This is a genomic window from Streptomyces sp. NPDC043861 (genome assembly GCF_056435905.1).
In genome coordinates this window covers 168838-185211 of record NZ_JBWKDP010000012.1, presented here as the reverse complement: position 1 = coordinate 185211, position 16374 = coordinate 168838, and the positions used below count along the sequence as shown (strand labels likewise).

14 protein-coding genes are annotated in these 16374 nt (G+C 71.7%); 6 read left to right on the top strand and 8 right to left on the bottom strand.

The window, feature by feature from the left end:
* Positions 1-16: 16 nt before the first annotated feature.
* The 3 genes from AC068D_RS25975 to AC068D_RS25965 all read right to left on the bottom strand — a co-directional run bounded on the left by AC068D_RS25975 (position 17) and on the right by AC068D_RS25965 (position 4734).
* Positions 17-628 carry a DUF7691 family protein gene (locus AC068D_RS25975; protein ID WP_478825464.1) on the bottom strand — a complete coding sequence of 204 codons (612 nt, stop codon included), beginning with the start codon at positions 626-628 and terminating at the stop codon, positions 17-19.
* 534 nt (positions 629-1162) lie between these two features.
* Positions 1163-2977, bottom strand: a complete 1815-nt coding sequence (locus tag AC068D_RS25970) for an ABC transporter ATP-binding protein (RefSeq protein WP_478825551.1) — start codon at positions 2975-2977, stop codon at positions 1163-1165.
* Positions 2978-3021: 44 nt separating this feature from the next.
* On the bottom strand, positions 3022-4734 hold the full coding sequence (locus tag AC068D_RS25965) for an ABC transporter ATP-binding protein (protein WP_478825463.1): 1713 nt from the start codon (positions 4732-4734) through the stop codon (positions 3022-3024).
* Positions 4735-4975: 241 nt separating this feature from the next.
* On the opposite strand from AC068D_RS25965, the gene AC068D_RS25960 reads away from it, so the two are divergent.
* The 6 genes from AC068D_RS25960 (at position 4976) to AC068D_RS25935 (ending at position 11144) form a co-directional block, all read left to right on the top strand.
* Positions 4976-6043, top strand: a complete 1068-nt coding sequence (locus tag AC068D_RS25960) for a FecCD family ABC transporter permease (protein WP_478825462.1) — start codon at positions 4976-4978, stop codon at positions 6041-6043.
* A 177-nt stretch (positions 6044-6220) separates the two neighbouring features.
* Positions 6221-7330, top strand: coding sequence for a FecCD family ABC transporter permease (locus AC068D_RS25955; protein WP_478825461.1), 1110 nt, complete (start codon positions 6221-6223; stop codon positions 7328-7330).
* The gene (locus AC068D_RS25950; protein ID WP_478825460.1) at positions 7327-8205 is read left to right on the top strand and encodes an ABC transporter ATP-binding protein; all 879 of its coding nucleotides are present in this window, start codon (positions 7327-7329) and stop codon (positions 8203-8205) included. The genes AC068D_RS25955 and AC068D_RS25950 overlap by 4 nt, the downstream gene beginning before the upstream one ends.
* Before the next feature lie 19 nt (positions 8206-8224).
* Positions 8225-9805, top strand: coding sequence for an amidohydrolase (locus AC068D_RS25945; protein WP_478825550.1), 1581 nt, complete (start codon positions 8225-8227; stop codon positions 9803-9805).
* Positions 9802-10035, top strand: coding sequence for a hypothetical protein (locus AC068D_RS25940; protein WP_478825459.1), 234 nt, complete (start codon positions 9802-9804; stop codon positions 10033-10035). The genes AC068D_RS25945 and AC068D_RS25940 overlap by 4 nt, the downstream gene beginning before the upstream one ends.
* 575 nt (positions 10036-10610) lie before the next feature.
* Positions 10611-11144 (top strand): GNAT family N-acetyltransferase, encoded by a 534-nt coding sequence (locus AC068D_RS25935; RefSeq protein ID WP_478825458.1) that lies wholly within the window; start codon positions 10611-10613, stop codon positions 11142-11144.
* Between the two features lie 76 nt (positions 11145-11220).
* Here the strand turns inward: AC068D_RS25935 and AC068D_RS25930 are convergent, their stop codons facing one another.
* The 5 genes from AC068D_RS25930 to AC068D_RS25910 form a co-directional block, all read right to left on the bottom strand.
* Positions 11221-12402, bottom strand: a complete 1182-nt coding sequence (locus AC068D_RS25930) for an acetylornithine transaminase (protein WP_478825457.1) — start codon at positions 12400-12402, stop codon at positions 11221-11223.
* The gene (argB, locus tag AC068D_RS25925; protein ID WP_478825549.1) at positions 12399-13196 is read right to left on the bottom strand and encodes an acetylglutamate kinase; all 798 of its coding nucleotides are present in this window, start codon (positions 13194-13196) and stop codon (positions 12399-12401) included. Before argB ends, AC068D_RS25930 begins: the two co-directional genes overlap by 4 nt.
* A 137-nt stretch (positions 13197-13333) precedes the next feature.
* The gene (gene argJ / locus AC068D_RS25920; RefSeq protein ID WP_478825456.1) at positions 13334-14485 is read right to left on the bottom strand and encodes a bifunctional glutamate N-acetyltransferase/amino-acid acetyltransferase ArgJ; all 1152 of its coding nucleotides are present in this window, start codon (positions 14483-14485) and stop codon (positions 13334-13336) included.
* Complete coding sequence (gene argC, locus AC068D_RS25915) at positions 14482-15525, bottom strand: N-acetyl-gamma-glutamyl-phosphate reductase (RefSeq protein ID WP_478825455.1); 1044 nt, start codon at positions 15523-15525, stop codon at positions 14482-14484. The genes argJ and argC overlap by 4 nt, the downstream gene beginning before the upstream one ends.
* A 78-nt stretch (positions 15526-15603) precedes the next feature.
* A complete protein-coding gene (locus AC068D_RS25910) occupies positions 15604-16272 on the bottom strand; it encodes an isochorismatase family protein (protein WP_478825454.1) in 669 nt (222 codons plus the stop codon).
* Positions 16273-16374 lie beyond the last annotated feature (102 nt).

The following is a 16374-nucleotide window of genomic DNA, read 5'->3' as shown; positions in this document are numbered from 1 at the left end:
CCGCGGCGGACAGCCCTCAGGAGACGAAGCCGACGATCCCGAAGCCGGGACGCGCCTGCGCCTGGCGCAGCCAGGTGACGACGTCCATGACGGCGTCGAGCACCTCGGGATCGAGCTGCGGGGCGTGGCCGTCCCGCTCGGTCTGCTCGAACTGAGCCAGCGCCGTAATGCACCGGTCGTGCGTCCACTCGCCGCAGCGCGGAAGGTCGTAGGACGGGACGGGGTCGGGCAGGCCGCGGTATCTGCCGAACTCCGCCACCGACACCGCGGTGATCCGCAGCGCCTCGAGCCCCTCGTCAACGAGCTCCAGCCAGTCGCCCCGGAACGGGCAGAAGCAGGAGTTGTCGAGGAACGATCCGGTGAGGGAGCACAGTCGCTTGTAGGCGTAGCCGTACTGGAAGGCGTGCTGCCGGTTCTCGTCGAAGGGCCCGCCGTGCACCACCGCGTGCAGCGCATCGGCGGCGGTGGGGGCGCCGTTCGCGATGGCGGAGGAGAACCAGCTGTCGTCCGACGCCATCTCGTCGCGGAAGTTGCCGTGGACGGCCTGGATCAACTCGTCGTCACGGGAGCCGACGAAGCCGCGGGCGACCTTGGGGTCGAGCAGGAACACGCTCAGGGAAGAACTCATAAGATCACGTTAGCCATCGTCGCCGACAGTGATCCGTTGCCGGAGCCGGTGACCGGGGTGTGCGGGCCGAGCTCCTCCGCCGGCGCGTCCCGGCCGACGGCGAATTCGGCGTGCTGGACCAGGTGTTCGTCACCGCGTGCCTTCGTGCCTTCGTGCCTTCGTGCGCCCGTGTCCGCGTGCGGGCAACATCCGGGCCCCGGTTGGCCCGACGCCCCAGCGGCGGGCAGGACGACCAAGCCGGAGGAGACCTCCGCTCGCTGCACGCCTTGGTCATGGGCATCGTCTCCGCAGCCGCAGCCGCAGCCGCAGCCGCAGCCGTGGCCGAGCGCCGAGGACGGGCCGAGATGCGCAGCCGTGTCGCATCCCGTTGGACGTCCGGCACTCCGAACGCACGACGAGCCGTGGCGAATCCGACAGCGGCATCCGACGACCCGCCCGGGCCGGGCTCCGCCGTGGCGCGTACCGCAGCGAGAAGGTGCTCCATCCTGCGGAGTGCTTGGCGAAGGGCGGCCGCCCAAGGACGTGCCGGGTCGCTCACGCCTCCTCTGGCGGCTTTCGGCGACTGTCCGACCAGGCCGACCAGAGCGCGGCGTAACGGCCGCCCGCCGCGACCAGTTCGTCGTGCGTGCCGGTTTCGACGACCCGGCCCTGGTCGAGCACGACGACGCGATCGGCAGTGGCGGCCTGGGGGAGGCGATGGGCCACCATCAGGCCCGTACGGCCCTCCAGGGCTCGCACGGCGGCCGTCTCGAGCACACGGGCCCCGGCACTTCCGGCGTCGGCGGTGGCCTCGTCCAGGATGGCGATGGGCGGGTCCGCCAGGACCAGGCGGGCCAGGGCCAGGTGCTGTGCCTGGGTCACGGTGAGACGGTGCCCGCCCTCACCCACCACGGTGGCGAGTCCGTCGGGGAGCGCCTCCACCCAGTCCAGGGCGTCGACCTGGGCCAGTGCCGAGCGCACGTCCTCGTCCGTTGCCTCCGGGCGGGCCAGCCGCAGATCCTCGGCCAGTGGCCCGGCGAACACATGGACCTCCTGGCTGATCAGCGTCACCGCGCGCCGGACACCGGCCGGGCCCAGTTCGCGGGCTTCGACCCCACCGAGGACGATCGAACCGCCGGACGCCTCGTGGACGCCCGCGACCAGCTTGGCCAGGGTGGTCTTTCCGGCACCGCTTGCGCCCACCAGTGCGACCCGTTCGCCGCTGCGGACGTCCAGATCGACGTCGCTGAGCACAGGGTGCCCCGGAACGTACGCGTGGCTGAGCGCGGAGACCTTGACCGATCCGTCCACCGACACGGCCTCGTTCCCGGACGTGCTCCGGGACCGGGGTTCGGATTCGGCCGGCAGGTTCGACACACCCACGAGGCGGGCGAGGCTCGCGCCGGCCGACTGCGCGTCGTCGATGAGGAAGAGTGCGGCGTTGATCGGGTTGAAGAGGCTGTGGAAGTAGAGGGCCGCCGCCGTCGCCGTACCGATGCTCACCGAGCCGCTGTCCACCAGGAAGAAGCCCGTCACCAGGACCCCGGTCAGGCCGATGAACTCTCCCGCGTTGAGTCGGGAGAAGAAGCCGGAGACCAGCCGGATCCCGCGCAGCGCGAGGTCGACGGCATCCCCGGACCGCCGCTCCAGCGACTGCGCGTGACTGCCTGTGAGCCGGAACGCCCGGACGGTGCGGACCCCGCCGACGCTGTCGAGGAGCTGGTGCTGAAGGGCTCCGCTCGCCACCCTGTGCTCGGCGTACACGGACGCGGCGCGCGGTATGTACCAGCGGACCGTCAGGACGTGCACCGGCACGGCGAGCAGCACGGCGAGCAGGAAGCGCCAGTCCAGTACGGCGAGTCCGACCAGCGTCAGCGCGATGGTGAGGAGAGCCGCCGCGAACTCGGGCAGCGCCTGGCGTACGGCCTTGGCGATGATGGTGACGTCGCCGGTGACCCGGGAGGTCAGGTCGCCCGATCCGGCCTGCTCGACTCGTTCCAGGGGCAGGCGCAGTGCCCGTCCGACGAATCGCTCGCGCAGATCCGCGAGGACGGTCTCGCCGAGGCGGGCGACAAGGGAGTGGCCGATCGCGGTGGTCACGCCCCGGCCCACGGCCACCGCGAGGAGGAGGGTCATCGGTACGGTCAGCGCACTCGCTCCGCTCCGCGCGACGACCAGGTCGACGATGTGTCCGAGCAGCGGAGCGGTCATCAGCCCGATGCCCGTGCCGGCGACGAGCACCGTGAGCGCCAGCGCGGTCAGGAGCCGGTGCTGCCGCAGCAGCGCGCGGACGGCGGCGAACGTCTGTGTGCCGGTCGCGGTGGGCAGCAGCTCGCGATCGCCGTGCTCGACCGTACGGGCTTCGGTCATCTCGCGTCCTCCGTCGTTCACCGGGCGGCCGTTCTTCTCGTCCGTCATGCCAGCACCGCCGAGCGGTACGCCTCGTGGGAGGCGACGAGTTCCGGATGCCGTCCCTCGGCGGCCACGGCGCCGCCGTCGAGCATCACCACGCGGTCGGTCGCGGCGAGCAGCGCGGGGCTGGTGGTGACGAGGATCGTCGTACGGCCGTCCCGGAGTTCCCTCAGGCGGACGGCGATACGTGACTCGGTCACGGTGTCGACGGCGGTCGTCGGATCGTGGACGACGAGCACCGGGGGGTCGGCGGCGAGCGCCCTGGCCAGGGCCACCCGCTGGCGCTGACCGCCGGACAGGGAGCGGCCGCGTTCGGCGAGGAGGGTCTCCGCACCCTGGGGGAGGGCCCGAGCGACGTCGTCGGCCGCGGCCGCGGCCAGGGCGGGCGCGAGGTCCGCTTCCCGGGCGTCGGATCCTGCCCGGACGTTGTCGAGCAGACTGCTCTCGAACAGGTCGGCGTCGTGGTGGGCGACGAGGATCGCCCGGCGGGCGCTCTCCGGGTCCAGCTCGGTCAGCGGTACGCCGTCGAGTTCGACGGCCCCTTCGTCGGGGTCGAGTTCCCGGCCCAGGCAGAGCAACAGGTCGTGTGCCGCCGCCGGGTCCTTCGCAACGATGCCGAGGACGGAGCCGGGGGCGATGTCGAGGTTTACACCGCGCAGGGCGCCCTGTCCGAGCCCGCGCAGCCGCACACCTCCGGCGACCGTGCCGGGAAGGGACTCCTGCCCGGTGGCGACGGCGTGCGGCGAGGCGAGTACCTCGGCGATCCGGTCGGCGGAGGCGCGGCCCAGCGCGAACTCGCCGTTGACGTAGGTGAGCAGCTGGAAGGGGCCGAGGAGGTACTGGGCGAGTCCGACGGCCGCCACCAGTTCCCCCACGCTGATCGAGCCGCGCATGGCCAGATGCGCGCCGGCAAGCCCGATGACCGCGATGAAGACACCGGTGAGGGCGAGGATCGCACCGTCGTGCCAGGCCCGGCTGCGGGCGGCCCGAAGTGCCGCGGCCAGGGAGTCCTGGCTCGTGCGCCGGTACCGGGACACTGCGGCGGTTTCCGCCCCGATGCCCTTCAGCACCCGCAGACCCGCAACGAGGTCGGCGGCGACACCGGAGGCGTGCGCGGCGCGCTCCTGTTCGACCTCGCTGCGCTCCTCGAGGGGCCGGCTGATCCGGTGGCCGAGCCACAGGAGGGGCGGGACGCCGAGCAGGACGAGCAGGCCGAGCGGCACCGATACGCGAAGCAGTGCCACCGCGCTGACGACCAGTCCGGCGAGCGCCGATATCGCGTACGGCACTGCGGCCGCGACTGCTCCGACTCGGGTGGCGTCACCGGTGGCGACGGCCGTCAGCGCGCCGGGCAGCCGTCCGGTGTCGGCTCCGCCACGGGGGTCGAGCACCCGGGTGCCGAGGTCGAGACGGAGCCGGTGCGCGGCGTGCTCGCCCGCCCCGTCGGTGATCCTCGCGGCGGTTCGGTAGCACGTGGACAGGACGAGGAAGAGGATCGCCAGGACGAGCAGCCACCGCAGGAGGGCGGCGGAGGAGCCGGTGGCCACGGCCCTGTCGATGATCACACCGATCACTACGGGTACGAGGGCCTCGCACGCCTGGTGGGCCATGCCGAGGAGCGATGCCCCGAGGACCCGTCGGCGCTGGCCCCTGATCGTTCTCCGGAGGACGAGGCCCCCCGTCGGACCCCCCTCGTACGGTCCCCCCACGGGCATGCAGACCTCCGCGACGACATTGATAGTTAGGTAAGCCTACTCTAATCGGATGAGCTGCCAAGGCCGTGCGGGTTGCGGAGCCCGGCGCACCTGGGCTCGTCGTCCGCGTCGACGGCGGCAGGCGCGTTGACCCTGCGGAGCGCCTTCGGTTAGCCTCACCTAAGTCACCGTCTGTCGTCACGTCATATGTGTTGTCTCGCATGGCGTCTCGTGCGTGAGCCGCTGCCAGGGGGAGTTGTCGTTGCCGGTCGAAACCAAGACGGCACCAACGGGCGGGGCCGACAGCCCGGCCTTGCCGGGGAACCGCCGTTCCGTGGCCGCACTGCGCGGTCTCGGTCTTCTCGTGACCCTGGCCGCCCTGGTCCTCGTCGGGCTGCTCAGTGTGTGGATGGGGACCAGAGGAATCCCGTTCACCTCGACCTGGGGCGTGCTGTGGCAGCCCGACGGGTCGGAGACCTCGGTCATCATCCATGAGTACCGGATCCCCAGGACCCTCCTCGGTCTGCTCGTCGGCGTGGCCCTCGGGCTGTCCGGCGCGCTGATGCAGTCGCTGACCCGCAACCCGCTCGCCGACCCGGGGCTGCTCGGGGTGAGTCTCGGCGCGTCCACCGGAGTGGTCGTGGCCATCGCCTTCTTCGGCGTGGGCACGGCCCTCGGCTATGTGTGGTTCGCGTTCCTCGGTGCGGCCCTGGCGTCGGTGCTCGTCTACGTCCTGGGCTCCTCCGGACGCACCCTGGCCACCCCCGACCGGCTCGTCGTCGCCGGCGCGGCGGTGACGGCGGTGCTCTTCGCCGTCAACTCCGCGATCCTTCTGCTCCACCCCCGTGCCTTCGACCAGTTCCGGTTCTGGACGGTCGGTGCCCTCGCGGGCCGCACGATGGACATCTCCCTCGTCGTGCTGCCCTTCGTCGCCGTGGGCCTGCTCCTCGCGCTCGGTCTGGCCCCGTCCCTGAACGCCCTGGCCATGGGCGACCAGATGGGGCGCGCTCTGGGCGTGAACGTCGGCAGGACCCGGGTACTGGGCGCCGTCGCCGTCATGCTGCTGTGCGGCGCCGCCACCGCCGCGGCCGGTCCGATCGCCTTCGTGGGCCTGGTCGTACCGCATGTCGCCCGCTTCGTGGTGGGCCCGGACCAGCGCTGGATGCTGGCCTACTCCATGCTGTTCGCGCCTGTGCTGTTGATCGGTGCCGACGTTCTCGGCCGGGTGCTCGGAAGCCCGGGCGAGATCCAGGTCGGCATCGTCACCGCGTTCCTCGGATCACCCCTGTTCATCGCGCTGTGCCGTCGCCGAAAGCTGGTGATGCTGTGAGCGACGCACGCGGGGCCGCCGTCCCGCAGTTGGGTCACAACACTGCACTGCGCCTCGCGGGCGGAGAAGCGAACGAGGAGACGCTGTGAGCGACGCACGCGGGGCCGCCGTCCCGCAGTTGGGTCACAACATTGCACTTCTGCGCCTCACGGGCGGAGAAGCGAAAGAGGAGACGCTGTGAGTGCCGTACGGGAGGCAGGGCCCTCCGTCCCCGACCCGCGCCCCGACATCGCGACCCCCACGACGCCCCGGGTGATCACCGGGCTGGTCGTCCGCAGGGGCGGCCTCTCCCTACGGATGCACGGCCGCGGCGTGGCCGTGACGGCGACGCTGTTCGCCGCGCTCGTGCTCGTCGTGGGATTCACCCTGACCACGGGCGACTTCGAACTCTCCGTCGGTGAGGTCCTCCAGGCACTCTCCGGAAACGGCTCGGGTGCCGCCGACTTCATCGTCAACACGCTGCGCATGCCACGGCTGGTGACCGCGCTGTGCGTGGGCGCGGCCCTGGCGGTCAGCGGTGCGATCCTGCAGAGCCTGACCGGCAACGCACTGGGCAGCCCCGACATCATCGGCTTCACCAACGGCTCCGCCACCGGAGCCCTGGTGGTCATCGTCATGCTGCACGGCAGCATGACGATGATCGCGGTCGGGGCGCTGATCGGCGGACTCGCCACCGCCGCCGCCGTCTCCCTCCTCATGGTGGGCCGGGGCCTGCAGGGCTTCCGCCTGGTCGTCGTCGGCATCGGCGTCAGCGCGCTGCTCCTCGCCGTCAACTCGTATCTGATCACCCGGGCCAGCTGGCAGGAGGCGCTGGAGGCCCAGGCGTGGCTGATCGGCAGCCTGGGCAACAGGCTGTGGATCCACGCGAACACCATCGGTCTCGCCGTCGTCGTCCTGTTCCCGCTCGCCTTCCTCCTCGCCCGCCGCCTCTCCATGATGGAGATGGGAGACGGCATCGCCACGGCCCTCGGCATCAACGTGACGCGTACCCGGGCGGCCCTCCTCGTCATCAGCGTCGCGCTGGCCGCTTTCGCCACCGCGGTGACGGGCCCGATCGTGTTCATCGCCCTGGCCGCTCCCCAACTGGCCCGGAGGCTGACCCGGGCCTCCGACTCCGCGCTCCTGCCGTCCGCCCTCATGGGCGCCCTCCTGCTCGCCCTGAGCGACCTCGTCGTGCAGCGAGCCTTCGCACCCGCGCTCCTGCCCGTGGGTACGGCGACCGGGACCATCGGCGGGCTCTACCTCATCTGGCTGCTGATCACCGAGTCGCGAAAGAGCCGTGCATGACTGCAAAGAACGCCCCGACGCCCCGGCTCCGCGCCGAGGACCTCACGCTCTCCTACGACCAGAGGACGGTGGCCACCTCCCTCGGGGTGGAGATCCCCGACCACTCCTTCACCGTGATCATCGGACCGAACGCCTGCGGCAAGTCCACCTTGCTCAAGGCACTGTCGCGGATGCTCACGCCGAAGGCGGGGCAGGTCTGGCTCGACGGCAAGGCCATATCCTCGTACCGTTCCCGCGACGTCGCACGCCGCCTCGGGCTGCTCCCCCAGTCGTCGAACGCGCCCGGCGGCATCACCGTCGGCGACCTCGTGGCCCGTGGCCGCTATCCGCACCAGCGTCTGCTGAAGCAGTGGTCGGCCGAGGACGAGGCGGCCGTGGCGGAGGCGATGCGCCAGACCGGGGTGCTCGAACTCGCCGACCGCCCGGTGGACGACCTGTCCGGCGGCCAGCGCCAGCGTGTCTGGCTCTCCATGGTCCTGGCCCAGCAGACCTCCATCCTCCTGCTCGACGAGCCCACCACGTTCCTGGACATCGCCCACCAGGTCGAGGTGCTCGACCTGTGCGCCGAACTCCACGCGCGCAAGGGCCACACGGTCGTCGCGGTCCTGCACGACCTCAACCAGGCGTGCCGCTACGCCACCCACCTCGTCGTGATGCGGGCCGGCGGCACGGTTGCGGCCGAGGGCGACCCGGCGACCGTCATGACCGCCGAGCTCGTCGAGGACGTGTTCGGACTGCCCTGCCGGATCATCGACGACCCGGAGACCGGCACGCCGCTGATGGTTCCTGCTGCGCCCCGACGGTACGAGCCCGACGACGGCGCGGCCACCGCAACCGCGGCCGCCACCGACGCCGTGATGGCCGAAACCCCCTGAGGACGGTGGACTGCCCATGCTGCTGTGCACGAGGCTGACGAACGCGCACATCCTCACCATGGACCCGGACCACCCGGTCGCCCACGACCTGGGCATCTGGCAGGGCCGGATCGTGGGGCTGGACGAGGCCGTGACGTCCCTGCCCGCACGCGAGGTCATCGATCTCCAGGGCGCCACCGTGCTGCCCGGGTTCATCGACAGTCACGTCCACCTCGCGTGGACCGGGCTGAAGGCGAGCACCCCGAGTGTCGCACCGTGCGAGCGGGTCGAGGATGTGCTCGCGGTCGTGGAAGAGGCCGTCGCCCGTAAGAGCTCGCGCGACGCCTGGGTGGACGTCGCCGGATACGACCAGCGGGCCCTGGGACGCCATCTGACCGCCGCCGAACTGGACAGGGTCAGCCAGGGGCGCAAGGTGTTCATGATGCACGACTCCGGACACGGCTGCGTGGTCAACAGCGCCGTGCTGGACCTGCTTCCCGCGCATGTCCCCCACGAGGACGGCTTTCTCGTCGAGGGCGCCATGAGCGCCGCACGGGCGCTCCGGCTGCCGTACTCCCAGGAGGAGCTCGCGGACGCGATCGAGCGCGCGGCCCGGAGCTGTCTGGCGGAGGGTGTGACGGCCTGTGCGGAAGCGGGCATAGGCGGCTCCCTGTTCGGCCACAGTCCGGTCGAGCTGGCGGCCTATCAGCTCACCCGGGAGCAGGGCCGGTTGCCCCTGCGGGTGCAGCTCATGGTGGCCGGGGACACACTGCACCCGGTGGCCTCGCACACCGCCGACGGCATCCCCCGCGCCCTCGACCTCGGCCTGCGCACCGGGTTCGGCGACGATTGGCTCTCCGTGGGCGCGCTCAAGATCTACACCGACGGCGGCATGATGGCCCGTACTGCCGCACTCACCGCACCGTACGAGGGAATGACCCACGCCGGGCAGCTTCAGGACGACCCCGACCGGCTCACGGACCTCATCGTGGACGGTCACCTCGCCGGCTGGCAGCTCGCCGTCCATGCCATCGGCGACCGCGCAGCCGACGTCGCGCTCGACGCCCTTGAACGGGCGCAGGAACTACGGCCCCGCCCGGACGCGCGGCACCGGGTCGAGCACGCCGGGCTGATCCGTCCCGACCAGCTTCCGCGCTTCGCCCGTCTGGGAGTCAGTGCGGTCGTCCAGCCCAACTTCCTGCGCTACTTCGGTGACGACTACGCGGCAGTGATGGGCGAGGACCGGGCGCCCTGGATGTACCGGGGGCGGGGGTTCCTGGACCACGGGGTCACGCTCGTCGGCAGCTCGGACCGGCCCGTCACCGACGGATCGCCACTGCGGGCCGTCCAGTTCATGGTCGAGCGCGCCTCCGTCTCCGGTCGGCTGATCGGCCCGGACGAGGGCATCACCGTCGACGAGGCACTGCGCGCCTACACGGTCGCCGGTGCGTACGCCTGCCGGTGGGACGACAGCGCGGGGAGCCTCACCCCGGGCAAGCGCGCCGACCTCGTGGTGCTGGGCGACGACCCGCGGCGCGTCGATCCCTCCCGGATCGGTGACATCGAGGTGGTGGCGACCGTCGTCGACGGACGCGCGGCGACGGAGGGACGGAAGCCATGAGCGAGCGGACAGCAGAAAGCCTGGAACAGCTTTCGTTCCTGTGGCAGGCTCCCGCCTCCCCGCCCCGCTGGGCCATCTGGTACGCAGCCGCGGACGAAGTCTTCGTCTTCGACAGGGAGTTCAACATCCCGGTCGATGTGGATGACGCGCCCCTGGACGAGGTCCTGCGCCGTATGCGCGAGGCCGGGGCACCGGAGAGCGAGGACTATCCCGGTCGTCCGTGCGGCTGAAGGCTGTCCCGGCCGTCCCTCGCGGGGGCGAATCCAGCCTGCGGGACCGCATGAGTGAGCGGGTTCGCCCTGCGCGCCGCCGTGTGGCACGGCGTGCCGGCGACGGTGAACGGGCATGGTACGGGACTTCGTGCAGGCGGCCGACCGAGACAGTCACCGGTCGCCCACGCTGCGCCCCGGCAACTGCTCGGCGCCGTACCGGGGCAGGGCTCGAGCAGGCACGTCCCGTCCATGAGCCCTGATCCGGTGGCGGCGAGCCGCACGGGCGCCCGGACTCGGCCGACCCCCGGTCGTTCCCCGGGGGGTCGGTCACCGACGTGCCGACTGTTCCGGGACGGTGCGGCGGCCTGCGCGACCGAACCGGGAACGCCACGCCAGGAGCAACCGCCGCTGAGTACAGTGCTGTTGGCCCTTGGCCCCACCGCACGGCCGCTGCCGTCGGTTTGGTCAATCACTTAGGTGAGGCTAACCTTAGCCTGACCGTTTCACCGGGGTTACGCGGCGATCCGACGTCCCCCTGGACTCCGTCCGGAGGGACCCCCGTTCCCGCACGGTGGAACTGAGGAAGGAAAGCCTTGATCACGGCCACGCAGCGCCCCGCCTCCCTGCCGCTTCGCGCACTCCACCTGCCCGGTTTCCGCACGTTCTCGGTGCGCCCTGCACGCCCCGACGACGCGGCTGCCCTGGCCGCGCTCTCCCGGCCTTTCGTCGACTCGGGAGCCCTCCGCGAGCGCCCACTCGCCCTGTACGCCTCTCAGGCGCTCGATTTCCTCGTCGCGGAAGCCCTCGACGGAACCCTCGAAGGGTGCGTCGGACTGAGCGGCCACCCCGCCGAACCCTCGGCCGGCCGGCCCGCCACCGGCGTCCTCTACAACTTCTGCGTCGCCGGACACCGTCAGGGGTGCGGGATGGGAGCCCGCCTGCTGCACGCCGCGCTGGCGAGGGCCCGCAGCCGGTCGCTGCGGACCCTGTTCACGGCGACGACCGGCGGAGGCCATCTCTTCCTCCGGCACGGCTTCGCTCCCGCCTGCCCGAGCCTGGCACCGGCGGCCTGGGCGAAGTCCCTTGACCCCCGCCGCAACGCGCGGGTCCTGGCACGCGCCCTGTGAGGCGAGCAGCACGAAGGGCGGGCCAGGAACCGATGCGGTTCCTGGCCCGCCCTTCCTGGTTGCGCCGTTCGGTGCCTCAGCCGTCGAGGATCGTCGGCAGTGCCTTCACCAGCTCGTCGACCTGATGCTCCGTCACCGTCAGTGCAGGAGCCAGCCGCAGGGTGGCCGGGCCCGCCGCGTTGACGAGGAATCCGGCGTCCTGCGCCGCCTGCTGGACCCGTGCGGCGACCGGTTCGGTGAGGACGACCCCGAGGAGGAGGCCCGCGCCCCGCACCTCCCGGACCGTGGGGTGCTTCAGCGTCTCGATGCCGTGGCGCAGCCGCTCACCCACCCGGACGACCTGGGCGAGCAGACCCTCGGCCTCGATGGTCTCCAGTACGGCGAGCCCCGCCGCGCATGCGACCGGGTTGCCGCCGAAGGTGGAGCCGTGCTGCCCGGGGCCCAGCAGATCGGCGGCAGGCCCGAAGGCCACTGTGGCGCCGATGGGCAGTCCGCCGCCCAGTCCCTTGGCGAGCGTGACCACATCGGGGTCCACGCCCTCGGTCGCCTGATGGGCGAACCAGTGACCGGTGCGGCCGATCCCGGTCTGCACTTCGTCCAGTACGAGGAGACTGCCGTTGGCCCGGGTGATCTCGCGTGCGGCCCTCAGATATCCGTCGGGCGCAGGAACGACACCGGCCTCGCCCTGGACCGGTTCGAGGACCACCGCCGCGGTCTCCTCCGTGACGGCGGCGCGCAGCGCCGCCGCGTCCCCGAAGGGGATGTGCGTCACCGGTCCGGGCAACGGCAGGAAGGGGGCTCGTTTCGCCGGCTGGCCGGTGAGGGCCAGTGCCCCCATGGTGCGCCCGTGGAACCCGCCTTCCGTGGCGACCAGGTGCGGACGACCGGTCCGGCGGGCGATCTTGAAGGCGGCCTCGACCGCTTCCGTGCCCGAGTTCGCGAAGAAGACCCGGCCCGGCCTGCCGAACAGGCTCAGCAGCCGTTCCGCGAGCGCGACGGGCGGCGTGGACACGAAGAGATTCGACACATGGCCCAGGCGGGTGATCTGGTCCTGGACGGCGGACACGACGGCCGGGTGGGCGTGGCCGAGTGTGTTGACCGCGATCCCGCCGGTGAAGTCCGTGTACGCGCGCCCTGATTCGTCCCACACCGTGCTGCCCTCACCCCGGACCAGGGCCAGCGGGGGAGTGCCGTACGTGTCCATCATGACCGCGCGCCAGCGGTCCGCGAGCGCCGGTGCGCTGTCGTGGGCGGTCACGCGTCGTCCTCCTGGGTCGTGGGCCCCGGATCGGGGAACACCGTCGTGCCGGGGCCGCCCTCGGCGAAGACGCCGCGCAACAGTGCGTGCGGCACACGGCCGTCCAGTACATGGGCCCTGCCGACACCGGCCCGTACAGCCCGCAGACAGCCCTCCATCTTCGGGAGCATGCCACTCGCCAGTCCCGGTAGCAGCGCCTCGAGTTCACCGGCCGTCAGTCGGTCGATGACCTCGGTGCTGCGCGGCCAGTCCGCGTACAGCCCCTCGACATCGGTCAGCACCACCAGCCGTTCCGCGCCCAGAGCCACGGCCAGTGCCGACGCCGCGAGATCCGCGTTGACGTTGTAGACCTGCTCGTCCGTGCCCCGGGCGACGGGTGAGACGACGGGGATGCGGCCCTCCTCGAGCAGTGTGCGTACGGTGCGGGGTTCCACGTCCACGATCTCCCCGACGAGACCGATGTCCACTGGCCGGCCGTCCACCCATGCCGGGCGTCTCACGGCGGTCATGGTGTGGGCGTCCTCGCCCGACATGCCCACGGCGAAGGGCCCATGGGCGTTGAGCGCGCCGACCAGTTCCCGCTGGACCTGGCCGGTCAGCACCATGCGGACCACGTCCATGGTCTCCGGTGTGGTCACCCGCAGCCCCGCCTCGAACCGGACCTCCAGGTCGAGGCGGTCGAGCATGGCGCTGATCTGCGGCCCGCCGCCGTGGACGACCACGGGGCGCAGGCCCGCGTGCCACAGCTCGACGACGTCCTGGGCGAACGTCCGGTGGAGCGCGGGGTCCACCATGGCGTTGCCGCCGAACTTGATCACGACCGTGCGTCCCTGGAGCTCCTCCAGCCAGGGCAGGTCGGCGGCGGTGAGGTCGGCGGTCGCGTCGGACCGCCCGAGGGGAAGTGTCCCCGTCTGTGTCGTCCCCGGTCCGCTCATGAGCTGTACGCGCTGTTCTCGTGGACGTACTCGGCCGTGAGGTCGTTGGTCCAGACAACCGCCGACGAGTTTCCCGAGCACAGATCCACGGTCACCGTGATCCGGCGGTCCGAGAGGTCGACCTTGTCCCGGGACTCGCCAGCCGCGCCGTTCCGGCACACCCAGACGTCGTTGATCGCCACGTCCAGTCGGTCGGGATCGAAGACGGCCGACGTGGTGCCGATCGCGGACAGCACCCTGCCCCAGTTCGGATCCTCCCCGTGCAGCGCGCACTTGAGGAGGTTGTTCCGTGCCACCGACCGGCCCACCTCGACGGCGTCCTCCTCCGAGGCCGCGCCGACGACCGTCACCTCGATCTCCTTGGATGCCCCCTCGGCGTCCGCCACCAACTGCTGGGCCAGGTCCAGGCACACGGAGTGCACCGCCTCGGCGAACGCCGCGGGATCGGGTACGACCCCCGAGGCGCCCGACGCGAGCAGCAGGACGGTGTCGTTGGTCGACATGCAGCCGTCCGAGTCCACCCGGTCGAAGGTGGTGCGTACCGCGTCACGGAGCGTCGAGTCGAGAGCGGCAGCGCTGACGTCGGCGTCCGTGGTGAGGACGACCAGCATCGTGGCCAGACCGGGGGCGAGCATGCCCGCCCCCTTCGCCATGCCGCCCACCGTCCACGCGGCCCGGGAGACCGTCGCGGTCTTGTGCACCGAGTCCGTTGTCATGATGGCGACGGCCGCGTCCTCGCCGCCCTCGGGCGACAGCCGGTCCGTGGCGGTGTCGATGCCCGCAGTGACCCGGTCCATCGGCAGCTGGACACCGATGAGCCCGGTGGAGCACACCGCGACCTCCTGCGGGTCCACGCCCACGGCCTGCGCCGTGCGCTCGGCCATCAACAGCGCGTCGACGGCGCCCGCCTGACCCGTGCAGGCATTGGCGCCACCTGAGTTGAGGACGACCGCCGCTATGCGGCCGTCGTCCAGGGCACGTCGGGACCAGCGTACGGGCGCGGCCTGCACGCGGTTCGAGGTGAAGACGCCGGCGGCGGCGTGCGACGGCCCCCGGTTCACCACCAGGGCCAGATCGCGAGCACCGGATTCCTTGATGCCGGCGGCCACGCCGCTCGCAAGGAATCCACGGGCAGCGGTCACGCTCACGGAGCCACTCCATTCGTGGGCAGGCCCAGCCGTTCCGGTAGGCCGAGGGCGATGTTCATGCTCTGCACCGCGCCACCCGCGGTGCCCTTGGTGAGGTTGTCGATGGCGCTCACACAGATCAGCCGCCCGGCGTCCGGGTCCACGGCGATCTGCACCTGCGCGGTGTTGGAGCCGATGACGGCGCCCGTGGACGGCCACTGTCCGTACGGCAGCAGCCGTACGAACGGCTCGTCGGCGTACGCGGCCTCGAACGCCGCGCGCACCTCGTCCTCGGTGGCGGTGGCGGTGGCGGCTGCCGGGCGCAGGCGGGCCGAGCAGGTGGCGAGGATGCCCCGCGGCATGGGCGCCAGGGTCGGTGTGAAGGAGACCGACACCTGTTCGCCCGCCACCTGGGACAGGTTCTGCGTCAGCTCGGGCGTGTGCCGGTGGCCGCCCCCGACTCCGTACGGGCTCATGGACCCCATCACTTCGGCTCCGAGCAGCTGCGGCTTGAGAGCCCGGCCGGCGCCCGACGTGCCGCTGGCCGCGACGATCACTGCCTCCGGCTCCACCAGCCGGGCCGCGTAGGCGGGGAACAGCGCCAGCGTGACCGCCGTCGGGTAGCAGCCCGGCACCGCGATCCGCGTGGCGCCCTTCAACGCGTCCCGGGCGCCGGGAAGCTCGGGCAGGCCGTAGGGCCAGGTCCCGGCGTGGGCGGAACCGTAGAACCGCTCCCAGGCCGCCGGGTCGCGCAGTCGGAAGTCCGCGCCGCAGTCCACCACCAGCGTGCCGGGATCCAATTCGCGCGCGAGCGCCCCGGACTGCCCGTGCGGCAGAGCCAGGAAGACCACGTCATGGCCGCGCAGGGTAGCTGCCGAGGTCTCCGTCAGGACCCGGTCCGCGAGCGCGGCCAGCTGCGGCTGCACGGACCCCAGCGGCCGTCCGGCGCTGCTGTGCGCGGTCACCGCGCCGATTTCCACGCCGGGATGCGACGCCAGCAGGCGGAGGATCTCCCCGCCCGCGTAGCCGCTGGCACCGGCCACCGCGACCCGTACGGTCATGTTCTTCCGTCTCTCTCGGTACGTGTGAGGGCTGCCGTCACAGGGTTGGCGCCCAGGGGTTGCCGTCATGGGACTCGGTCACGCATCCCTGCGAACGTCTCGTGGCGATTTGTTCAGCAACAGGTCGCGCAACAGGGCCTCGGTCGTGCACACAACCCCGCTGCGGGCGGCCCAGCGCAGCGCCATGGAGTGTTCCTCGGGGGAGAAGTCGGCCACGGCGTCGGCGACGACGAAGGGCTGGATGTCGTTCATGAAGGCGTCCGCGGCCGTCAGGAGGACGCCGAGGTGTGCGTACACTCCGCAGACGATCAATTGGTCGCGTCCCTCCGCGCGCAGCAGTCTCCCGAGGTGGCTGCGGAGGAAGGCGTTGTGGCGCACGTTGGCGAGCAGGTGCTCGCCCGGGCGGGGGCGGAGCGGAGCGACGATCGCTGCCGCCTCGGGTTCGTCGCCGATGCCGGGGCCCCAGACGTCGGCGACGAGGCCGCGCTGGTCGGGCCGTTGGGCGGCCGGCTCGGCGCTGAAGACGACCGGCATGCCGAGAGCCCCGGCGAGCTCGCGCAGGGCCACGATGTTGTCGACGAGCTCCACGACGGGGGACTGCCCGGCCGGGAACGCCTCCACGAAGTGGTTCTGCATGTCGTGGACCAGCAGCGCGGAGCGGCCGGGGTCGATGGTCCAGGAGGCGTGGGACAGGGGGAGGGCCGCGCGGTCGGGCATGGGGTAGGAGCCGATGGCCGGCAGGCCCATGGTGTTTCCTCCCCTGATGAGGTGCGCGACCGCACTTCACCCGCGATCAGCATTTAACTTAGCCTAACCTAAGTGGTGCACGCTGCGGCGGCTCGGGCCAGG

Coding starts and splice junctions, on each gene's coding strand:
- AC068D_RS25970 (WP_478825551.1), bottom strand. CDS start 2,977: ATGACCGAAGCCCGTACGGTCGAGCACGGCGATCGCGAGCTGCTGCCC.
- AC068D_RS25975 (WP_478825464.1), bottom strand. CDS start 628: ATGAGTTCTTCCCTGAGCGTGTTCCTGCTCGACCCCAAGGTCGCCCGC.
- AC068D_RS25950 (WP_478825460.1), top strand. CDS start 7,327: ATGACTGCAAAGAACGCCCCGACGCCCCGGCTCCGCGCCGAGGACCTC.
- argB (WP_478825549.1), bottom strand. CDS start 13,196: ATGGTGGACCCCGCGCTCCACCGGACGTTCGCCCAGGACGTCGTCGAG.
- AC068D_RS25940 (WP_478825459.1), top strand. CDS start 9,802: ATGAGCGAGCGGACAGCAGAAAGCCTGGAACAGCTTTCGTTCCTGTGG.
- AC068D_RS25910 (WP_478825454.1), bottom strand. CDS start 16,272: ATGGGCCTGCCGGCCATCGGCTCCTACCCCATGCCCGACCGCGCGGCC.
- argC (WP_478825455.1), bottom strand. CDS start 15,525: ATGACCGTACGGGTCGCGGTGGCCGGTGCCAGCGGCTACGCGGGCGGG.
- AC068D_RS25965 (WP_478825463.1), bottom strand. CDS start 4,734: ATGCCCGTGGGGGGACCGTACGAGGGGGGTCCGACGGGGGGCCTCGTC.